Genomic DNA, 21,409 nt, shown 5'->3' on the forward strand with positions numbered 1-21,409 from the left:
TTAAATCCTAAACCGATGCTTTTCTCTTACTTTTCAGTTTTAATTTTTATTGTGTCACTTTTCAGATTATCACTACGTACTTTCAGCTTAATAGTTCCTACTTCCATTCCAGATTTAAGGATGATCATTGCTTTTCCGTAGAATAAGTCTACTTTATCATTCTGAAGCGGCTCAAAAGATTGCGGATTACCATTTCCGGCACCGGCCAGTTCTCCTGCTCCACTTACTTCAATTTCTAAACTTTCATTCGCTAAAGGATCTAAATTTCCATCTTTATCAAAAGCTTCAACCAAAACATAAGAAAGATCCATCCCATTGGCTTTTATCATTTTTCGATCTGCTGAAAGCTTAATCTTGGTCGCTTCCGAAGTGGTTTTTACGGTTTTTTCACCTAATTTCTTTCCTTGCTTATAAGCGATTACTTTCAATTCTCCAGGTTGGTAAACCACATCTTTCCACATTAAGCGAAAACGCTCTGTAGCGTTTTTAGAAGATGGCGACTTACATTGTTTACCTTGAGATTCTCCATTAATAAAAAGCTCGGCACAATCGCCATTAGTATATACAAAAACCGGAACATTCTCTCCTTCTTTCCCTTCCCAGTTCCAATGTGGTAAAATATGAATTGTTTTTTCTTCTGGCTTCCAGTAGCTTTTGTATAAATAATATCGATCTTTTGGAATCCCTACCATATCTACAATTCCGAAGTAAGAGCTACGCGCAGCTTCTTTATCGCTCATCCCCATGTCTTTTACGGTTCGATTAGTGTAAGGTGTTGGTTCGCCTAAATAATCGAAACCTGTCCACACAAACTCGCCTGCGATATAAGGTTCGTCCTGCTGCCACATAAAATCATCATCCCCAATTTCTGCCCAATCTGGTGCATGAAAATCGTAAGAGCTTACTTGCAGTGATTTTGTGAAATCTGTTTTCTTCTCCGGTAACGGAAATTCGTAAAACCCGCGTGTACTTACCGTAGATGCAGATTCTGAAATAATAACCGATTTATTAGGTTCCATTTGTCTTGCTAATCGATAGCGCCTTCCGTAATTCCAGCTATGTACATCGTAAAAATCAAAATGCCGTAAAGCTGCATTATCCAACACATCGTTAACCATGGTTACCGGCCGGGTATGATCGTATTTTCGAACATAATTCAGCATGGTATGCAAGCGCTTAAACCCGTTATTGTAATTGGCCTGTACATCGTGCATCTCGTTCCCTATACTCCAAATAAATACAGAAGGATGATTTCGATCTCGCATTACAAAATTGCGAATGTTGCGTTCAGCAAAATTTTCAAAATTAGTCGTATCTACAATATCAGCTTTTCTATCATACTTATCGAAAACCTCGTTAAACATCAAAACCCCCATTTTATCACATAATTCTAAAACTTCTGGAGGGGCAGTATTATGGCTACTTCTTATAGCATTCACGCCCATCGATTTCATGATTTCTAGTTGTCGTTCCATCGCTCGTGGATAAAACGCAGCTCCAAGCGGACCATGCCCATGATGCAGGTTCACTCCTTTTAGTTGAACTCTTCTTCCGTTTAAATGAAAACCATCATCGGGCATAAATTCGATAGTACGTATTCCGAAAGTGGTTTCTGAAACATCTACGATTTTTTCATCAACCTTAACTTCAGTAATAGTTTTATATAGATTTGGATGCTCGATATCCCAGCGCATAGGGTCAATTAACTGAGGATTTACTTCAAAATAATTCTCTTCTCCAGCACGTAGAACATGCGAAATACTTTTGTTAGCAACCTCATTTCCTTCAGGATTTAAAATACGCTGGGTAACGGTTATTTTTTTCGCCTCGGAAGTTTCATTTTTCACCAAGCTCGAAATGCGGACATCTGCATAATTTGGTTTTATAATTGGAGTGGTAACCTGCGTTCCCCAGATTTTTGTATGAATGGGCTCCATAGTAACCAAACTTACTTTCCTGTAAATTCCGGCTCCCGGATACCATCTGCTATCGTGCTCTCGTGTATCTACATGAACGGCTAGTACGTTTTTAGCATTTTCTGAAAAATCTAGATAATCTGAAATATCAAGATAAAATGAATTGTAACCGTAATCCCATTGGCCTGCAAGCTCCCCATTAATATACACTTTTGGGAAAGCCATAACACCATCAAAAATCAGGAATACTTTTTCTTCTTTTTTTATTGCCGAAAGGTCTAAATCCCGGCGGTACCAGGCTTGTCCTTTCCAGGGTAATTTTCCAGTATTACCATCGCCATCTTTAATAAAATCTTCCGCTATCGCCCAATCGTGAGGTAGGCTTATACTTTCCCATTCTGAAGTATTTGTAGAAATTTCTTTAGCTTCTGAAGGATCTCCTTTTATAAATTTCCAGTCATTTTGAAGAATTTCAGTGTGCCGTTGCTGCGCCAAACATGTTGCTACTAAAAAAGCAAAAAATAAAAAAAGTATTGCTTCAACCTTATAATTTTTCATAAAACAAACGCTAAAGTATTAACATCCGAAGTTATCTATTTTAATTAAATTAACTATCCTGCATTTACCGGCTTGTATTTATAAAACTATTTTGTTTAGATAACAGAAATCATACATAAGTCATCAATATTAAAAATAAAAATATCGGGTAAATTTCAATATCTTAGGATACTGAAAAAACCAACCAACTTTCTAAATGAAAACCAACACATTAAAACTCATTATTTTTAGCCTTTTTTTATCATTTTCAATAAATTCTAATAGTCAAGAAAGTATACTCTTACATAGTCCTGACAAGTTGATTGCTGTAAAACTATTTACCAACGCCACACCTTCTTACTCCGTTAAACTAGGTAACGAAGACTTTCTAGAAAAATCTGTTTTAGGATTAAAAAGCTCTATAGGAGATTTCTCTAAAGGCTTGAAATTTATTAACTCTAATACTTCACAAATAGATACTTTGTATTCTTTAAAAAAAGCTAAAACTAGCAAAGTTCATTATGTTGCCAATCAGCTTACCGCAACTTTTATAAATTCGAAGAAAGATACGCTAAAAATACTATTTCGGGTTAGTAATACTGATGTCGCTTATTCCTATAGAATAAATGCAAAATCTAATGCAACCAATATTAAAATATATAAAGAGCTTTCTAGTTTCAATTTACCCGATAATGCTAAAACTTTTATTACGCCACAAGCCAAAGCAATGTCTGGATGGAACCAAACGAAACCTTCATATGAAGAAGAATATACCTTAAGAGGTTCTCTTAATAAACCTTCTAAATTTGGCGTTGGCTATACTTTTCCTGCTTTATTCGAAATCCCTGAAAAAGGCTGGGTTTTGCTTTCCGAAACTGGAGTAGATAGCCATTATCCGGGTTCTAGGCTAAGCGAAGCTTCCGAAAAAGGAATATTTAGTATTGAATTTCCTCAAGAAGAAGAAAACAATAGCCTTGGCAACACCTATGCAGCACAAGCGCTTCCTGCTAAAACGCCTTGGAGGACCATTACGTTGGGTAAAGATTTACATCCTATTATTGAATCTACTGTTGCTTTTGATTTGGTAAAACAAAAATATAAGCCAACAATAGATTATAAAATGGGAAGAGCTACATGGAGTTGGATTGTTTGGCAAGACGGAAGTATTAATTATGATGATCAACGTACATTTATCGATTTGGCTGAAAACCTTAATTTTGAATATGTATTAATCGATAACTGGTGGGACAGAAACATAGGAAAAGAAAAAATTGCAGAGTTAGTAGATTATGCAAAATCTAAAAATATTGGTGTTATTTTATGGTATAATTCTAACGGATTTTGGAATAATGCACCACAAACTCCTCAAGATAAAATGAATAATACCATAGCCAGACAACAAGAAATGGAATGGTTACAAAAAATTGGTGTAAAAGGTTTAAAAGTCGACTTTTTTGGAGGCGATAAGCAAACCACTATGAAATTGTATGAAAATATTTTAACCGATGCTAATAAATATGGGTTAACCATTACCTTTCATGGTTGTACGCTGCCTAGAGGGTGGGAGAAAATGTACCCTAATTATGTAACTTCAGAAGCAGTTTTAGCTTCAGAAAACCTCATCTTTATGCAAGATTCCTCTAATAAGCATGCTCGAAATGCTACTATTTTGCCCTTCACCAGAAATGCTGTTGGAGCTATGGATTTTGCTCCGGTATTTTTTAATAAGGTTTTATCTAAAGATCAAAAAAACGGGTCTATTCGAAAAACTACAGATGCTTTCGAAGTGGCCACTGCTGTTCTTTATTTTTCTCCGGTACAGCATTTTGGTATTACTCCGAATAATTTAAAAGAACAACCTAAATTTATAATCGATTTTATTAAAAACGTCCCTACAACTTGGGATAAGACTTTATATGTTGGTGGAAAACCTTTAGATTATGTAGCTATTGCCCGACAGAAAGGCGAAAAATGGTATGTACCCGTAGTAAATGGAGAACAAACCAAAAAAACAGTAATGCTAAACTTACCAATGTTAGCCGGGAAAGAGGTGAAAATTATATACGATAAAAAAGATGCTTCTGCAGCTATTAAAACTCAAAAAATTAATAACAACGGAAAGCTAAAAATTACTATGCAACCAGAAGGTGGTGCTATGATTTTTCAGGAATAAAAATTTATTGAAAACATCGATTTTTGATTATCAACACTTAAAAAGTCTATAAAAAAAGTGGCAGCCATTTTAAAAATGCTGCCACTTTCCACTACAAATCAAATTTATTATTTATTAATACCCAGGGTTCTGTAATAAATATCCTTCTACATTAGAAGCTCCATCTATAGCTTCCTGCGGAATTGGGAATAATCGGTGGTTAGGATCACTATCCGATTTTGAAGTCCAAGAATCCTCGTATTTTCCAAATCTAATTTGGTCTTGACGACGATGCATTTCCCAATAAAATTCAAAACCAAGTTCTCTATATAAAGTTTCTAAGCTTATAGATGATAATGCCTCTGGTGTTTGGTCTGGACGCGCATCACGAGAAGTTCTTACCATATTTACATCTTGCAAAGCTCCAGCATTATCGCCCATTCTTAATTTAGCTTCAGCTCTCATAAGATATACATCTGCTAATCGCAATAATATAAGGTCTACACTACTGTAGTTATTACCATCGTCTGATGTTTTACTGAATTGCCATTTTGCAAAACGGTAACCACTTGCATAACCTGCACTACCATCCAAACTAATATCTAAAGTATGATTTACGTAATATGTAATATCCTCAATATCTGATCCATTTTCACGAGCTTCTGCTAAAGGATAAATTCGGTATCCAGAATTTCCATTAGCATCGGTACCCGTTAGGAAATTCCCTGAACGGAAATTTTCTTTTCTAGGTGCCCACATAGTTCCTCGGATAATCCCTCGATCGATTTCAAAATCTGAACCTGCAATAAAATAATGATTTTTATCGCTTATTTTTCCTAAAGTATCTTTTACATAAGGAGTAAGTCCAGAAATATCTTCCAGCTCAGCCGGAACCTGTGCATTTTTCTGGTAGAATCTGGCATCTGCATCAGCCGGGTCTACATTGCCATAAGCATCAACCCAAGTTTGATAAAAATCTGAAGTCATGGCAGGGCCATCGGTCCCGTCCATACTTAAATAAAAATCACCAGGTCTTGGAAAAAGAGAACCAGACATTGACCAGTATGCCCAACGGTTGTGATCATTATTAAGCACTCCGCGCAAATCCAAAGCAAAAATCAACTCTGAATTATCGTGATTATCATCATTAAAAAGATCAAAATATTCTGAGGATAAAGAATAACCACCATCATTAATAATATTATCGGTGTATTCTACCACTTTTTGCATATCGGCATCGGCGAAATTAGGAGTACCATAAGGATCTCTGTATACCGCTGCATTTAAATAAAGCTTTGCTAAAAATCCATAGATTGCATCTTCCGTCATTCTACCAGGACCATGATCATTATTGATGTTGTCTAGTGCTGTTAAAAATTCAGATTCGATATAAGCCACTGCTTCTTCTCCCCTTAAAATTTCAGAGGTTTCAGAAGTTGTTTCTTTTACAAAAACCAGTCCCCAACTATCCAAAAATAACATATTTTCATAGGCTCTTAAAGCTCTCATTTCAGCTAACGCCTGTACCGCTTCTGCATCTCCTTCTTCAGCAAGTGGAGTGATTACATCTATTGCTGCTACAGTTCTAAATAACGCAGTGGTTAGATAGCTCCAAGCTCCGGTAACTAAACTATTGCTTGAAGACATTAAATGTCTATGAGCTGTAGTATAGGTATCATTATCTGCCCATTGCGTTCCACCTAAACCAGTTCTTGGAGGCAAAATTGCTTCGTCTGAAGGGATTTCCTGTAAACCAAAGTAACGGGTATGTCTAAAGGTTTGTGGAAGAATTCCGTAAGCTGCGGCCATTGAACCGGAAACTGGTTCTACTAGCCCCTCAGACCCAGTTAATGATTCATCTAATATTTCTTCTTCTAAATCTGTACAATTTGTAAATGCCAATACGCTAAGTCCTGCAAATACAGTTAGAATTTTATGTCTCATTTTTACTACTTTTAAAATTAGAAGGATACATTTAAACCAAAAACAAAGGTTCTTGCTTTAGGATAGGTGTAATAATCGATACCATAGGATTTTGAATCGCTGCTACTTCCTGTGTTTAATTCAGGATCAAATCCACTATAATCGGTGATTACAAATAAGTTTTGACCGGTTACTGATAATCTGAAGCTATTTATCCAATTCCCTAAACCTATTGTTGCAGGATCTAAATCGTAAGCAAGTGTTGCGTTATTTAGACGTAAAAAGCTACCATCTTCAAGATACCTTGTAGAAACCATGTTTGTATTGCTAGGATCTTCATTAGCGAATTCGATAGCTTGATCTGTTGTATTTAATGAGTTTGAAATTTGTGTCATATTAAACAAACTCATTCTAGTATGGTTGTAAATTTTATTACCACTTACTCCGTTAAAGTTTAATCCTAAATAGAAGTTTTTATAATTGAATTTTGTGTAGAAAGCATAAATAAAATCGGGCAATGCACTTCCTGAAGATACACGATCACTATCATCAATTTGCCCATCACCATTAATATCGGTAAACTGGCTAAGCCCATCTGGACCAATACCTTCAAACTGTCTTAAGAAAAAGTTTCCGATAGGTTGATTATTCATATATCCATTAATAGTTGCCCCAGTTTGCCCTGATCCTTGAGCAGTTCCTGTAGTAACAATTGTAAATGGAGAATCTTTAATCTCGTTTTTGATATATGAGAAGTTTCCGCCAATATTGTATGAGAAATCTCTGGTTTGGTCACTCTGAAAATCCAAAGACACTTCCAGACCTGAATTTTCAATTTTCATATTAGGAATGTTTTGCCAGGTATAGCCAACCTCATCAATAGGATCTTGAGTAGAGAAATAAAGCAATACGTCGGTAGTTTCTTTTGAAAAATAATCCACTGTACCGGTTAATTTCTGATTAAAAAAACCAAAATCAAGCCCAATATTTGTTTGGGTTGTTTCTTCCCATTGTAGATCTGGATTTGCAGTACGTGCGAATACTAAACCATACGGATAATCTTCTTTATTAATTTCATTACCATCCATTGGATAGATGTCGTTATCATCGAAACTCTCTCCGTAACTTAAATGAGTTTGCTTAGAAGGAATTTCCTGATTACCGGACTTTCCCCAACTTGCTCTTAGTTTTAAATTACTAATCGCAGAATTTTCTAAGAAATCTTCTTTATGAATATTCCAACCCAAAGCAAAAGACGGGAAAACCGCATATTCATTATTTTCTCCAAACTTAGTAGAACCATCAGAACGTACTGTAGCGGTCACTAAATATTTATCTGCATAATTATAATTTACTCTTCCAAAAAAAGATTGTAACTCGTTTTTAACAGCTTCTGAAGATTGTGTGTTATCATCTCCTCTTGCTTCTTCAAGTTGATATCTTGGCTCAATACCATTATCAGGAAACTTTGTAAAATAATATTGTTTAGAATGCACATAAAACTTCTGATAAGAATGCCCTGCTAAAAGACTTATACCATGATCTCCGAAATCAGTATCGTAGGTTAAGGTATTTTCTATAAGCGTATTTTTATTTGTAGTGAAGAAAGATTCTATTGATCCTTCTGCATAATCTGGATCTGCAGAGTAAGGAATAAACTGTTCATCTCTATCAGTTTTTGAATAATCGACCCCAAAATTTAATTTATAGGTTAACCCATCTATAATATCTAGAGATGGAGAAATATTTGCAATCATCCTGTTATTGGTCGAATAATCTCCATAAATATTTTGAATAATTAAGGGATTTATTCCTGTCCCGAAAATTGTAGGTTCTCCATCAGTATATGCAGGTCTAGTAGGGTTTAAAGACAACATATTACTAACCATAGTTTCAGTATCAGGCCGCTCGTTTTCAGTTCTAGTAGCCGATAAATTTAAATCTATTTTTAAACGATCACCTAATCCTTTTTGAGTAACATTAAATCTACCTGAATAACGTTTTATATTACTATTGTTAAGAATACCCTCTTGATCTCTAGCTCCTACGGATGCAAAATAAGATGTTTTTGAGGTACCTCCACTCATAGAGAAATTCAAATCGTTTGTAATTGCTGTTCTCGTGAGTTCATCTTGCCAATCTGTATTGGCTCCGTTATCACTTAAATTTCCTCCAACTTCTTGAACAACTCGTCTAAATTCATCTGCAGAAAATACATCTATCTTATTTGCTATAGAAGAAATTGCTGTGGAAGCAGAAAAATTCATTTGTGTCCTTCCCGCTTTCCCTTTTTTTGTGGTGATTACCACTACCCCATTGGCTGCACGAGAACCATATATTGCTGCAGCTGATGCATCTTTCAATACATTGATAGATTCAATATCTTCTGTATTAATAAAATTTAAAGGGTTTGCAGGCATTCCTGTATCAGAATTATCAAGTAAAAAACCATCAATTACATATAAAGGAGAAGTACCAGATCGTAATGTTCCTACTCCCCGAATAACAATATCTTGACCTGAACCAGGCTCTCCACTGGCATTAGTAACATTTAAGCCTGAAACTTTACCTTGTAATAAATTTCCGGGATTGGTGTTAATTCCTTTATTGAAATCTTTATCGCTAACTGAGGATACAGCTCCTGTTAAATCTGATTTTTTCTGAGTACCATACCCTACCACTAAAACTTCATCAAGTGAAGCATTATTGGCTTCCAATTGAACATCAAAGTTGGTTTGTCCAGAAACTTTTAGTTCAAAAGCTTTAAACCCTACAAATGAAAATTTTAAAACATCTCCTTCTTGAGCCTGAATAGTAAATTCTCCATCGAAATTTGTAGTGACTCCGTTATTTGTTCCTTTTACCAAAACAGTTGCTCCCGGGAGGGGCATACCTTGCTCGTCAGTTACAATACCACTTATTGTTTGTTGTATGGCATTTTTTTCTATATTGGTACTTATTAACGGAATTTTTGTAGGAGTGGCTTGCCCAGCCTGGGAAAAAAATAAAACCGAAAGGCCAAAAAGGATTTTTTTCGATTTTAAATGAGTAATTTTAAAATACATAATAGTTAAGTAATTGGTTGCACAATGCTTAATTTATAACCGCAGTTGTTGGTAGCTTCTGCGGTTTTTATTTATAAATTCATAGTAAATTCACTCGCTTTTTTAAATGCTTAAAAGAGAGCTTTAAATTATATTCTTCACTCAAAATTTACAGCAGCTAAATAAGTGAATATTTTTTTTTTTTGCATTGCCTTAAGATTATTATAAAATTAACAAACTCATCAGAAGTCGTAAATTTCTTAACCTTATTTATAGCTTCTAGTAATTTTCAGTTAATATATACAGCCATTTGGAGCATCTTGTATCAAAACTGTATGTAACTATCAAAAGATTATTATGAGTTTTTAAGGTTTACTTTATAACTTTTATGATTCTAAAAAAGATACTTTCAATCTGCTTAACTCTTGAATTTGATTTATGAATTTTCTGTCAAAATTTGTAACTCCTTTATTTTTGGTTTTCATTACAATAAATTTTAATAAAAGATAAATTGATGAGAGTTTCTTAGTCGGAACTGAGAAAAAATAAAATCAAAAGCCTAAAAAGTTTTTTCAATTATAAATATGTAATTTTAAAATCATGTAATTAAGCAATTGGTTGCATAATGATTAATTTATAACCGCAGTTGTTGGTAGCTTCTGCGGTTTTTATTTTTAAAAATTTGAATAAAAAAAAAGAGCGTTGAAAAACGCTCTTTTTAAATTTTAGTCTTAAAAATAAATTATTAATAGCCTATGTTTTGGGAAATTCCATCCGTTACATCAATGGTTTCCTGAGGAATAGCAAAAACTCTTAAATAAGGCTCCGTTGCAGCTTTTGCCGTATAAGGTTCATCATAAGTACCGAAACGAATCATTTGTTTTCTACGGTACATTTCCCAATACATTTCAAAACCAATCTCGTTGTAAAGTGTTTCTTCATCTAAAGAAGAAATTGGTTTTCCCGGAGCATTATCAAATAAAGCCTCTCTAGTTCTACTTGTTCTCAGTAAATTGATATCTTGTAATGCTGCTGCAGTTTCTCTTTTTCGAAAATAGGCTTCAGCTCTCATACAATAAATTCCGCCCAATCTGTAAAGAGGAACATCTACTGCACTAGAACCATTACCATACTCAGGATCAAATTCCCATTTGAAGTTTCTTACACCACGATTAATCTGATCCTGACTGAACACTGCAGAAAGAGAGTTATCGAAATCAAGTTCTGGTGTGTAATCCATAGGAACTGTAGTATTTTTCTCCATCATTAATTTACTGATGGCAATTCTACCATCAGAGGTCATATTAAAACCTCCCTGACCATCTAAAGTTGGGCCATATTGCTGCCCGACCTGCAATCCTCTGTTAAAGTGAAACCAGTCACCACCAGTATCAGGACGTACATCTTGTGCAGGTACACTACCAGTAGTACCATCATTCATAAACCATGTTCCATCAGAATATTGATAATATCTGTGAAAACGAGGATCATCATGATTTCCTTCCCAGGTATAATAAAATTCAGGCTCTACGCAAGAAGCATTGGTACCTCTATTATCTGGTGTGGGCTTTTGAGCTCTTCCGGTAGACATGTAAGCAAAGTCATTATCACTTCTACGGATGTTATCATTTTCTTGAGCTACAGCAAAAATAATTTCTGAACCATTTTTATTATCAATGGCAAAGTTGTCAAAATAATTACTTTCCAGACTAAAGTTTCCTTCAATCAATAAGGAAGTATAATAAATAACTTTGTCCATATCGCTGCCGTCATTATCGACTGCAGCTTCAGTAAAATTAAAACTAGACGAAGCATTATATCTATCTTTTAAAACGGCTCTATTTAAATACATATCTGCCAACAAAGCATAAGCGGCTTGCTTGGTAAAACGTGCATTAAATGTTCTTTGCTCTCCTAAATTTGACAAATTTGGAATAAGAGACTCGACTTCGATAATTAAATTATCAATTTCAGTATCTGCTTGAAGAAATTCTAACTCGGCATTCTCTGTAAATGGATCTCTATAAGGTGCTTGTTGAAATAAATCTATAGTGTTATAAATATATAGCGCTAAAAGACCTCTAGCTTCAGCTAAAAATAGATCGTAATTTTCATAATCTGGGTTTGCTTCCAAAGATTCAATAGCGGTAAGTGTTTTAGTGATACCACTATTTAAAGCATTCCAAGTACTAGCTACTGCGGCATTGTTTGTTCCCCAGGTAAATTCGGTTAAAGCTCTCCATTTACCGCCATCACCCCAGTCGCTACCTCTTGTAGGTAGCATACACTCATCTGTTGGATATTCCTGAAGTCCAAATACATTCCCGTGATCGGTAAACGTACCTTCTGCCAGCTGTCCATAGGCTGCTGCCATAGCACTTTCGGGACTGGAGCTTTTTCCTCCGATTACTTCATCAATTACTTCTTCTTCTAAATCTGTACAACTAAATAAAGTGGCACTAAAGCAGATCGCAATTATAGTTTTAGTTGATATATTCGAAAATTTCATTTATTATAATTTTAAAGTTGCACCAATCATATAAGATCTTGAAGATGGGTAGGTTGTATAATCGATCCCTATAGATTGATTACCTCCTGTTGATCTTGGACTATTTACTAAAGGATCGAATCCTGAATAATTGGTTATGGTAAATACATTTTGAGCGCTTAGATAAAGGTTAAGACCTTTAAGCCAATTAAGATTTGCTGTGTTAAAAGTATAGCCGACTCTTGCGTTATTTAATCTTAAGAAATCAGATTTCTCCATATATAAAGTAGAAAGCTGTGGTGTATTTTGAGGATTTGCGCCTTCTTCATAAAATTCGGAAAGTACGTTTCTGTCTGAAGCAAGGTTATTAATATTTAGTGCCAAATTGGTATTATTCACTAAATAACCTCCTGTTTGGCCAATAAATGCCATACTTAAATCCCATCTTTTGTAGCTTAAACTGGTATTTAAACCGAAAGTAAAGTTTGGAATGGCGCCTTCAAAAATCTGACGGTCGTCACTATTAATTACTCCGTCATTATTGATATCTTCAAAAATATCATTTCCGTTTTCGTCAAAACCAAGGTGCTTCAGCATAAAGAAAGAACCTGCCTCATAACCGCTTTTGTAGATATTTGCTGCTACTCCTGTTAAACCAGGGCCGGCAACACTACCAGAATACAATTCAGAAACTGGTAAATTTTTGATTTCGTTATGTAGTGTAGCACCATTAACATCAACAGACCAGTCAAAATCTTCTGTGCTTACAATTTTAGACCCCAATGAAAATTCAAATCCTTTGTTTACAATTTCTCCTTCGATATTCTTCCAAACTGAAGTTGTTGGGCTTAAAGGTTCAGAAGGAATATTTAAAATCGCATCTTTAGTTGTTTTATTGTAATAATCTAATGAGCCATATAACTTATTATTCCATAAACTGAAATCTACACCGGCATTAAACTGTGTCACTACTTCCCACTTTAAATCGGGATTAGCGGTACGATTAACCACAACACCATTTATTAAATTGTAGTCGTTATATAAATAATACCCTCCAGCTGCCGATTGTGAATAACTTGCCTGAGTGATTTTGTTTTGAACTTCTTGGTTACCTGTTTCTCCCCAGCTGGCTCTTAGTTTCAATTGATCTATTTCATTAAAATCACTAAGGAATAATTCTTTATCGATATTCCAGCCTAATGCAAATGATGGGAAATAACCATATTTATTATTTTCCCCGAATCTAGTTGAACCATCAGCTCTTAGAGACGCCGTCACCAAATAACGATCATCATAAGTATAATTAACGCGGCCAAAGTAAGATTGTAATTCATTTTCCTGAGCATAACCACTAACTCCAGACTGCTCTCCAGAATACCCTGGATTATATTCTGGTGCTACCCCTTCACCCATAGGACTAATATTAGTGGTCGAAAAAGAAGTTCCAGAAAAATTAAATTTCTGATAAGAAAAGCCTCCCAAAACTTCAAAATTACTTTTGTTAAGATCTAAATTATAGGTTAAGTAATGTTCAACTAAAGAACTTTGGGAATCAAGATTGTTCTGAACGTAAGCTCCTAGCGGAGTTCTATCCGTAACGTTCGGATATATAGTTGAATTTCTCTCTGAAGTAGAGCGATCTATCCCTAAATTAAATTTATACTCCAATCCATCAACGATACGAAAAGTAGCTTCTATATTCCCTAAAACTCGAAGTGTTTTAGTTTTATCCTCATAGATATGAAGCAAATACATAGGATTGTAATGCGCATTCATATTGAAGTTGGTATACTCACCATCGGCATCAAAAACCGAACGTGTAGGATTTGCCATTAACGCATGTATTATTACCTGCCCATCTGAACCTGCATCAGCTCCGTTTGGAATTCCGTTTTCATCAATTTGGCTGGCAGTAAGATTCATTTTCACCTTCAATCTTTTATTATCAAAGAAAGATTCTTCCGCATTAATTCTAGCCGTAGTTCTTTTGAAATCACTGGTCTCCACAATTCCTTCCTGATCCATACGAGAAAGCGACGCATAATAATTACCACTTTTTGTTCGCTTTGCAAATGAGAAATTATGATTTTGTGTGAGAGCGGTTCTAAATAATTCGTCTTGCCAATCTGTACTGCCACCATGATCATAAGATGGATCATCGATAGCATTTCTATATTCAGCAGCCGAAAGTAAATCTACCTTATCTATTACGTTAGCTACATTTAAATAAGAATCTACCGTAATTGTAGCGTCTCCTTTTTCTCCTTGTTTTGTAGTGATAATCACAACACCATTAGAGCCTCTAGCTCCATAAATCGCAGCAGCTGATGCATCTTTAAGAACGGTAATCGATGCAATATCGCTAGTGTTTAAAAAGTTAAGCGGATTCTTTGCAGCAGTATTTCCAAGACCAAAATCCGGACCGCCAGCACTTACATTCTCATTACTTAAAGGAATTCCATCTACCACAAACAAAGGTGTACTTCCACTACGGATAGAACCAATACCGCGAATAGATACATCTACTCCTGCACCTGGTTCGCCACTAGACTGTACCACACGTACACCAGCAACTTTTCCCTGGATTAAATTATCTGGAGAAACATTTACTCCTTTTTTAAAATCTTCTGTAGAAAGTTGGCTAACAGCTCCTGTTAAATCCTTCTTTGTTTTTTTACCATAACCTACTAAGACAATTTCATCCAGATTGGCGGCATCTGCAGCGAGTGTAACTCTAATTCCATCCTTTGCTTCTACCTGAATACTTTTGAAGCCTAAATAGGAAACTTCCAAAGTAGCATTATCGGCAACTTCTATAGTAAACTGACCATCAAAATTGGTTACAACACCATTATCTGTACCGGATTCTTTAATGGTTGCACCTGGTAAAGGCATTCCTTTTTCGTCTACAACCGTACCGGTAATAGTTTGTTGATAGTTGTTAGAACTAATTTTAGTTTTTGCATTCTCAATATAAATACTGCTTTCTGCAGTAGCCATTTGAGAAGCTAGTAAAACCGATATTCCAAAAATTATTTTTTTCGGTTTTAATTGTGTAATTTTAAAATACATGTAGTTAAGTAATTGGTTGCACAATGCTTAATAAATATCCACAGTTGTTGGTAGCTACTGTGTTTTTTTACTTCTGTTTTTCGTTGCTCAGATCATCCTAAATTGTTGAATTTGATAAAAGGTTTTACTTTATTTCTAAGCCGCTAAATAATAAAATGTCAATATCTTTCACCTTTTTTTAATTTTAATAAAGCTTTAAACAATTCTATCTTCTCCCTGTTTTTTTAACCTTTTCGACTAATCAAATTATTTTTGTAGTAACATTTACCTTCGTTTTATTTACTATGTCGAAAGCAAAGCTTACATTTTCTTAACATAACTTATTCTTAAGATTACTTTCCACTCCTCCTAAAAATCTAGCTTTATCGGCTAAAATTTAAATACTGCCATGGTCAATAAGCTATATGTCATCCTATTCTCATTACTTAGTATCTACTTTTTTTCTGCTTGTTCAGATAAACCGAAAAGCAAACAAAAAATAAATCAGATTCAGGTTATTGGATCTCATAATAGCTATAAGAAAGCTATTGAAGACGCTTTATATGCGTATTTAGAAAGTCGGGATTCTACAGGAGGATTAAAAGGTTTACAATACGAGCATATTCCTATGCTGAAGCAATTAAGTATGGGGCTCAGGAATCTAGAAGTTGACGTTTATATTGATGAAAATGGAGGGAAGTTCTCGAATCCTAAAGGTTTATCTTTAGCTGAGGACCAATCGGAATATGATACTGAAAACAAATTAGCGCAACCAGGGTTTAAAATGATACATATCCCCGATATCGATTTTAGAACCCAATATTACCTTTTCGAAAATTGCCTTAAGGATTTGAAATCTTGGTCGGAAGAAAATCCAGATCATACAACGATATTTATTACGTTAGAGCCAAAAGATGGTGAAAAGAATAATTTCGGTACCTCACCAGATCCATTTACTGCGGAAGCTTACCAAGAATTAGATGATATTATTCTAAAATCCTTAGGGAAAGAGCATCTAATTACTCCAGATGATGTAAGAGCTGATTATAAAACCTTAAATAGAGCTGTAACCGCTGGAAATTGGCCAACGGTTGATGAAGGAAAAGGCAAATTTATGTTCATACTAGATACTAAGGGCGAAAAAATGGAACTCTATATTAAAGATCATCCGTCTTTAAAAGATAGAGTAATTTTCACCAATTCTAATGAGAATTCTCCAGAAGCAGCTGCTATGATCATTAATGATCCCAATGATCAACGAATATCAGATTTAGTAAAAAAAGGATATATTATTAGAACAAGAGCCGATGCCAATACCACTGAAGCCAGAAATAATGATTATTCTCGTTTTGAAACCGCTAAAAATTCGGGTGCACAAATTATAACAACAGATTACTACATTCCTAGTACGTTCTTTGATTCTGACTATCAAATTGACTTCGGAAGGAATATTTTTTATAGAAAAAATCCTATAAATAATCAATCTTAGCTTACAAATATTCAACCAATTAGAATATATTTTAGTTTAGGACGTTGCTCTTATAATAACGTTAACTTTATAGAATGTATCGGATTTTTATATGTTTTCTCTTAACAAATGGTTTCATTTTTGCTCAAGAGACAAGCCCTCAAGAGAAAATAGATTCTAATTTTAATCAATATCAATCTTCAAAATCTATTTTAGGGATTGGTGGGTATACAGATTATACTAACAAGTTTACAATTATAAAACAAAACTTTATTAAGCTTGAAGCCTATACAAGTCTAATCCAGAAATACGAATATCTCTCGGGCACAACATTTATGAAATATTCATTTGGAGGAAAAATCTCTTTTTCTATAAGTCCAAAAACCAATTTTTATATAAAAGGGCGCCATGTATCGTTGCCCTTTTATGCCAGTCAGATAGAAAGTCCCGAGCAGTTAACAGTAGATCCAATTTTCCCAAAATCAGAAATTGGATTTGGTGTTGAAACGCAAATTCAAAAAAACATTAATTTTAATATAGATTCTCAATTTGTTATTCCGGCAGGGATCTCTACTCCTAATCCTGTACTTACTCCAATGATTCAAGCTAAATTGAAAACACGATTTTAAGAAGATTAAAAAAATTGAACTTAAACATCAATATCTTTATTTCTATATCCAGAAGGATTAACACCAAACTTCTCTTTAAATATTTTAGAAAAATATTTAACACTGCTAAATCCTACACTAAAAGATGCATCTGAAACTGAGTAATCTTCATTATAAATTAAATAAGCAGCTTTTTTAAGTTTAATATCCCTTATTAATTCGTTGATATTAAGTCCTGTTAAAGCTTTGATTTTTCGATAAAGTGATGTTCTACTCATTCCTAATTCTTTTACCAGCAATGCAGTATTTAATTTTTTAAGATAATCAGGATTTAATACTATATCTTCAATCTGCTGCAAAAACTCTTTTTCTGAATTTATAAGTTTAGATTTATTTTCTTCTCCAATTCTTATATTTTCATCTTGAAATTGCAAATAATGCGAGCGCATTTTTTCTCTGTTTTCTAAAAGGCTTTGGACTTGAATTTTTAAAATTTTTGGTTTAAAAGGTTTTGTTATATATAAATCTGCACCTTTTTGATAACCAGTACTAATGCTTTCTGTATTTGTTTTAGCAGTTAGTAATATAATAGGAATATGGCTCGTTACTAAATTACATTTCAGTAAATCGCAAAGATCAATTCCATTTTTAATTGGCATCATTACATCAGATAAAATAATATCAGGAATATATTTAGTAGCTTTTTTCATTCCATCTTGACCATTCTCAGCAAATAATAAGTCGAATTTATTTTTAAATAAATTATCTAAAAAAAGTCGAATTTCGGAATTATCATCTATTATTAGCATGATATTCCTATTTGTTTCTGCACTTAAGTTTTTTTCATTATCTCTTTCTAATGTTATGGGAATTTCTTCTGTCTCAACTATTTTTTCTTGATTTAACTCTAGAGTACTTTCTTTTATAATTGAAATTTCTTTATTTAAAAGGTCTTCCGGTAAACAGAGTGTAAAACTAGTATTTTCACCACAAACGCTGGATACATTAATAGTTCCTTTATGCAGTTCAGCAAAATTTTTAGATAATGCTAATCCTATACCTGTTCCCGTTTTATTTTGATGCCCAGCCCTATAGTACCACTCAAAAATATGATCAATTTCTTTAGGACTTATTCCTTCTCCCTGATTGGTAACTTTAATCTTTAATAGATTAGATTCACAATATACTTTAAGTACTATCTCTGTATTCCTTTCTGAATATTTAATGGCATTTGATAGAATATTATTCATAATCACTGCTATTTTTTTTATATCGCAGTTTATATTTTTCTCATTAATAGTATAATCTAGTTTTAATTGAACTTTTTTATCTCTAGCAAGTGGCTGATAATTGTCCAACCAGTGTTTTAAATTTACTTTTAAATTGTACTGATTACAATTAAGCTGGCTAAGCCCCTCCTCTGATTTTCTGAATTCTAAGAGCCTATCAATAGCTTGTCTTAAATTCTTAGCATTTCGTTTTATAAATTGAAGATCTTTTCGAGAGTCTTTTTGTTTTACTTTTTCCAATAAATTTTCTATTGGTGCTAAAATTAAAGTAAGTGGTGTTTTAAGTTCATGAGAAAAACCTGTGAAAAATCGCAAACGTTCTTCGTTTAATTGACGTTCTAGTTGATAGCGTTTTTGCTCAAAAGCAATAGAATTTTGAAGTTTCACACGTTCACTATAATATTTAGATAAAATATAAATTAATAAACTAATAAAGATTACATATAAAATATAAGCCTGCCATGTATTCCAAAAAGGAGGCATAATAATAATGTCTAATTTAGTTTTAACACCTTGTTCAAATCCTGCTTTATTCTTTATAATAAGTTTATATCTACCGGGTGGAACTTTAGTGAAGTTTACCGTATTAGATCCATTAGCGGGTATCCAGATATCATTATATCCGTCCAGTTTATAGAAAAAATTAGTGTTTTTAGAAAACGGATAATTTAAGCTATTAAAATCTACAGAAAAAGAATTCTCGTTATGAGCTAATGTAATATTACTTTGGTAGTATAAGGATTTATTTAATATTGCTTGATGGTTATTTTTCTGAATAAGAACTTTTTGATTAAGTATTTTTAAATCTTCAAAATAAATAGATGCATTTACATCTTGAAGTTTAATATCACCTCCTTTAAAGAAATTCAGTCCATTATTACCTCCTACATATATTGTTCCATTAGTATCCTTCTCAATAGCACCTACATTAAACTCTCCTTGCTGAATATTATTTAGAGTTGATATATTTAATATTTCTCCAGTTATAATATCGTATCGATTAATTCCATTGAATGAACTTAACCAAACATATCGGTCATTTTCTTTTATCATTCCTACAATAGAGTTGTTACTTAGACCTTCACTTTCTGTTATTCTATTTATAATATCAGTTTTTGAATTTAAAAGAACTGTACCTCCATATCTGGTGCCAGCTAGAATTTTGTTATTTCCAATACTTAATACGCTAAAAACAATATCACTAGGGAACCCTGATTTACTATCTTTAGAGTAAGTTACTGTTTCATTTGTAGATGGATTATATTTTTTTAAACCCGATCCATACGTTGCTAACCATAAATTGCCATCATCATCTTCAGCTATATCACGGATATCAAGTTTTTCCAAAGCACTCACGTTAAAAAAACCTTCAGCTTCTTCATTGTACCAAAATAAACCCCCTCGATTTGTTCCTACCCATATTCTATGATCAGATCCTTCAAAAATAACCCTAACATCGCTACCTGTACTTGGAGATCCTTCTAAAAAATGTTTAAATTTCCCATCATTATAACAATTTATTCCTCCACGATAGGTCCCTACCCACAATCTTCCTAATGAATCCTCAAGTAAAGACAAAATATAATTACTACTAAGACCTTTATTAGTTGAATCTTTTACAAAATGTCTGAAAATCTTATTTTTAGGATTAAAATAATCTAAACCTCCTCCATCTGTTCCTATCCAAATATTACCATCTTTAGAAGATTCTAATGCACCTATTCTATTATGGCTAAGACTTTTTTGATTACCTTTTTCATGTCTTATAATCTCTACTATTTCTCCTTTTATTTTAGTGAAGTTTATTCCCGTTGGAGTTCCTATCCACATATTTTTATCTTTATCCTTAAAAAGGACTGAAATTGTACGATTATTGACGCTATTCTTACCTTCTGAAGGTAAGTACCATTCTATATCTATCTGCTTTTTTTTATCTAAGACAGTATTTATATTTAGTATATCAAGTCCGCCATTCCTAGTTCCTATCCACATATACCCCTCTCCATCTTCTTGAAAACATAATATATCATCATCACTCAAACCGGTTTGAACAGTTTCCGTTTTTTTTAGTTCAATTATTACATTATTAGCAGTTATAATAATCAGACCATTTTGAGTACCAATCCACAAATTATTATCATAATCCAAATAAAGTGCATTTATACCCCTGTTTTTAAAATAAGTCCCTACTAACTTATTTTTGTTGAAATCTATTTTGTTTAAACCACCATTATAAGTTCCTACCCATAATTCATTATTCCTTTTAATTACTGAAGAAACTTCTTTTGAGGATAAATTTTTATTTAATTTATTATAAATTTTGAATGTTCTATTAGATTTAGATAAAGACATATATTGCAATCTGCCTCTATATACTCTAATAATCATTTGATTTTTATTCGGTGTTTTGTATAACTCACTTATACTATTTCCTAATAGTTTATTTTCCTCTTCATTTAAAATTTTAAGAGATTCATCCTCATTATTATAAATTGTTAGGCCTTCATCTGTTCCTATAAATAATTTATTATTTATAGCTTGAATACATTGTACATAATTATTGGAAATATAATTTATAGGATCACCACTTTTAAAAACTTTAAATGTTGATCCATCATATCTATTTAAGCCATCACTAGTTGCCACCCATATAAAACCAAGAGAATCCTGAGTAATATCATTTATAAAATTACTAGATAATCCATTCTGTGTATTTATTGAATGGAAATATAACCGTGGTTCATTTTGTGAATAAATTTTAGCTGAATGATTCCAAAATAGAAAAAAATAGAAAAAAATAAATAACCCGTTGTAAATTCTCATTTAGGACCAAAAAAATTATTAAATGCAAAAAAATATACTTCAATATCAATAATATCGCATATTTAACCAATTATTACCCATAATTAAGTCATTTTATACCCGCTGTTTTC

Annotated in this window: 9 protein-coding genes; 3 read left to right on the plus strand and 6 right to left on the minus strand. The window is 33.3% G+C overall.

All coding sequences use genetic code 11. From position 1 onward, the window contains the following. Positions 1-26 precede the first annotated feature (26 nt). Positions 27-2,474 carry a glycoside hydrolase family 2 TIM barrel-domain containing protein gene (locus ACN0WI_RS04760; RefSeq protein ID WP_417885483.1) on the minus strand — a complete coding sequence of 816 codons (2,448 nt, stop codon included), beginning with the start codon at positions 2,472-2,474 and terminating at the stop codon, positions 27-29. A 196-nt stretch (positions 2,475-2,670) separates the two neighbouring features. Here ACN0WI_RS04760 and ACN0WI_RS04765 point away from each other — a divergent pair, with 196 nt between their 5' ends. Then, complete coding sequence (locus ACN0WI_RS04765) at positions 2,671-4,626, plus strand: glycoside hydrolase family 97 catalytic domain-containing protein (protein ID WP_417885485.1); 1,956 nt, start codon at positions 2,671-2,673, stop codon at positions 4,624-4,626. Between the two features lie 114 nt (positions 4,627-4,740). Here ACN0WI_RS04765 and ACN0WI_RS04770 read toward each other — a convergent pair whose 3' ends face one another. The 4 genes from ACN0WI_RS04770 to ACN0WI_RS04785 form a co-directional block, all read right to left on the minus strand. Beyond that, positions 4,741-6,549: a RagB/SusD family nutrient uptake outer membrane protein gene (locus ACN0WI_RS04770; protein ID WP_417885487.1), complete on the minus strand. Its 1,809-nt coding sequence runs from the start codon at positions 6,547-6,549 to the stop codon at positions 4,741-4,743. A 17-nt stretch (positions 6,550-6,566) separates the two neighbouring features. Next, positions 6,567-9,593 carry a SusC/RagA family TonB-linked outer membrane protein gene (locus ACN0WI_RS04775; protein ID WP_417885488.1) on the minus strand — a complete coding sequence of 1,009 codons (3,027 nt, stop codon included), beginning with the start codon at positions 9,591-9,593 and terminating at the stop codon, positions 6,567-6,569. Between the two features lie 724 nt (positions 9,594-10,317). Continuing rightward, a complete protein-coding gene (locus ACN0WI_RS04780) occupies positions 10,318-12,081 on the minus strand; it encodes a RagB/SusD family nutrient uptake outer membrane protein (RefSeq protein ID WP_417885489.1) in 1,764 nt (587 codons plus the stop codon). 3 nt (positions 12,082-12,084) lie between these two features. Then, a complete protein-coding gene (locus ACN0WI_RS04785; RefSeq protein WP_417885490.1) occupies positions 12,085-15,132 on the minus strand; it encodes a SusC/RagA family TonB-linked outer membrane protein in 3,048 nt (1,015 codons plus the stop codon). 388 nt (positions 15,133-15,520) lie between these two features. On the opposite strand from ACN0WI_RS04785, the gene ACN0WI_RS04790 reads away from it, so the two are divergent. After that, a complete protein-coding gene (locus tag ACN0WI_RS04790; RefSeq protein WP_417885491.1) occupies positions 15,521-16,600 on the plus strand; it encodes a phosphatidylinositol-specific phospholipase C1-like protein in 1,080 nt (359 codons plus the stop codon). A gap of 74 nt (positions 16,601-16,674) precedes the next feature. Beyond that, positions 16,675-17,208 carry a hypothetical protein gene (locus ACN0WI_RS04795; protein ID WP_417885492.1) on the plus strand — a complete coding sequence of 178 codons (534 nt, stop codon included), beginning with the start codon at positions 16,675-16,677 and terminating at the stop codon, positions 17,206-17,208. A gap of 20 nt (positions 17,209-17,228) precedes the next feature. Here the strand turns inward: ACN0WI_RS04795 and ACN0WI_RS04800 are convergent, their stop codons facing one another. Next, a complete protein-coding gene (locus ACN0WI_RS04800) occupies positions 17,229-21,299 on the minus strand; it encodes a two-component regulator propeller domain-containing protein (RefSeq protein WP_417885493.1) in 4,071 nt (1,356 codons plus the stop codon). Between the last annotated feature and the right edge of the window lie 110 nt (positions 21,300-21,409).

The organism is Zunongwangia sp. (assembly GCF_048269745.1).
GTDB lineage: Bacteria > Bacteroidota > Bacteroidia > Flavobacteriales > Flavobacteriaceae > Zunongwangia.

What these genes read in the sequence shown, in the direction of transcription:
- ACN0WI_RS04760 (WP_417885483.1), bottom strand. Translation starts at nt 2,474, where the DNA reads ATGAAAAATTATAAGGTTGAAGCAATACTTTTTTTATTTTTTGCTTTT.
- ACN0WI_RS04765 (WP_417885485.1), top strand. Translation starts at nt 2,671, where the DNA reads ATGAAAACCAACACATTAAAACTCATTATTTTTAGCCTTTTTTTATCA.
- ACN0WI_RS04800 (WP_417885493.1), bottom strand. Translation starts at nt 21,299, where the DNA reads ATGAGAATTTACAACGGGTTATTTATTTTTTTCTATTTTTTTCTATTT.
- ACN0WI_RS04770 (WP_417885487.1), bottom strand. Translation starts at nt 6,549, where the DNA reads ATGAGACATAAAATTCTAACTGTATTTGCAGGACTTAGCGTATTGGCA.
- ACN0WI_RS04795 (WP_417885492.1), top strand. Translation starts at nt 16,675, where the DNA reads ATGTATCGGATTTTTATATGTTTTCTCTTAACAAATGGTTTCATTTTT.
- ACN0WI_RS04785 (WP_417885490.1), bottom strand. Translation starts at nt 15,132, where the DNA reads ATGTATTTTAAAATTACACAATTAAAACCGAAAAAAATAATTTTTGGA.
- ACN0WI_RS04775 (WP_417885488.1), bottom strand. Translation starts at nt 9,593, where the DNA reads ATGTATTTTAAAATTACTCATTTAAAATCGAAAAAAATCCTTTTTGGC.
- ACN0WI_RS04780 (WP_417885489.1), bottom strand. Translation starts at nt 12,081, where the DNA reads ATGAAATTTTCGAATATATCAACTAAAACTATAATTGCGATCTGCTTT.
- ACN0WI_RS04790 (WP_417885491.1), top strand. Translation starts at nt 15,521, where the DNA reads ATGGTCAATAAGCTATATGTCATCCTATTCTCATTACTTAGTATCTAC.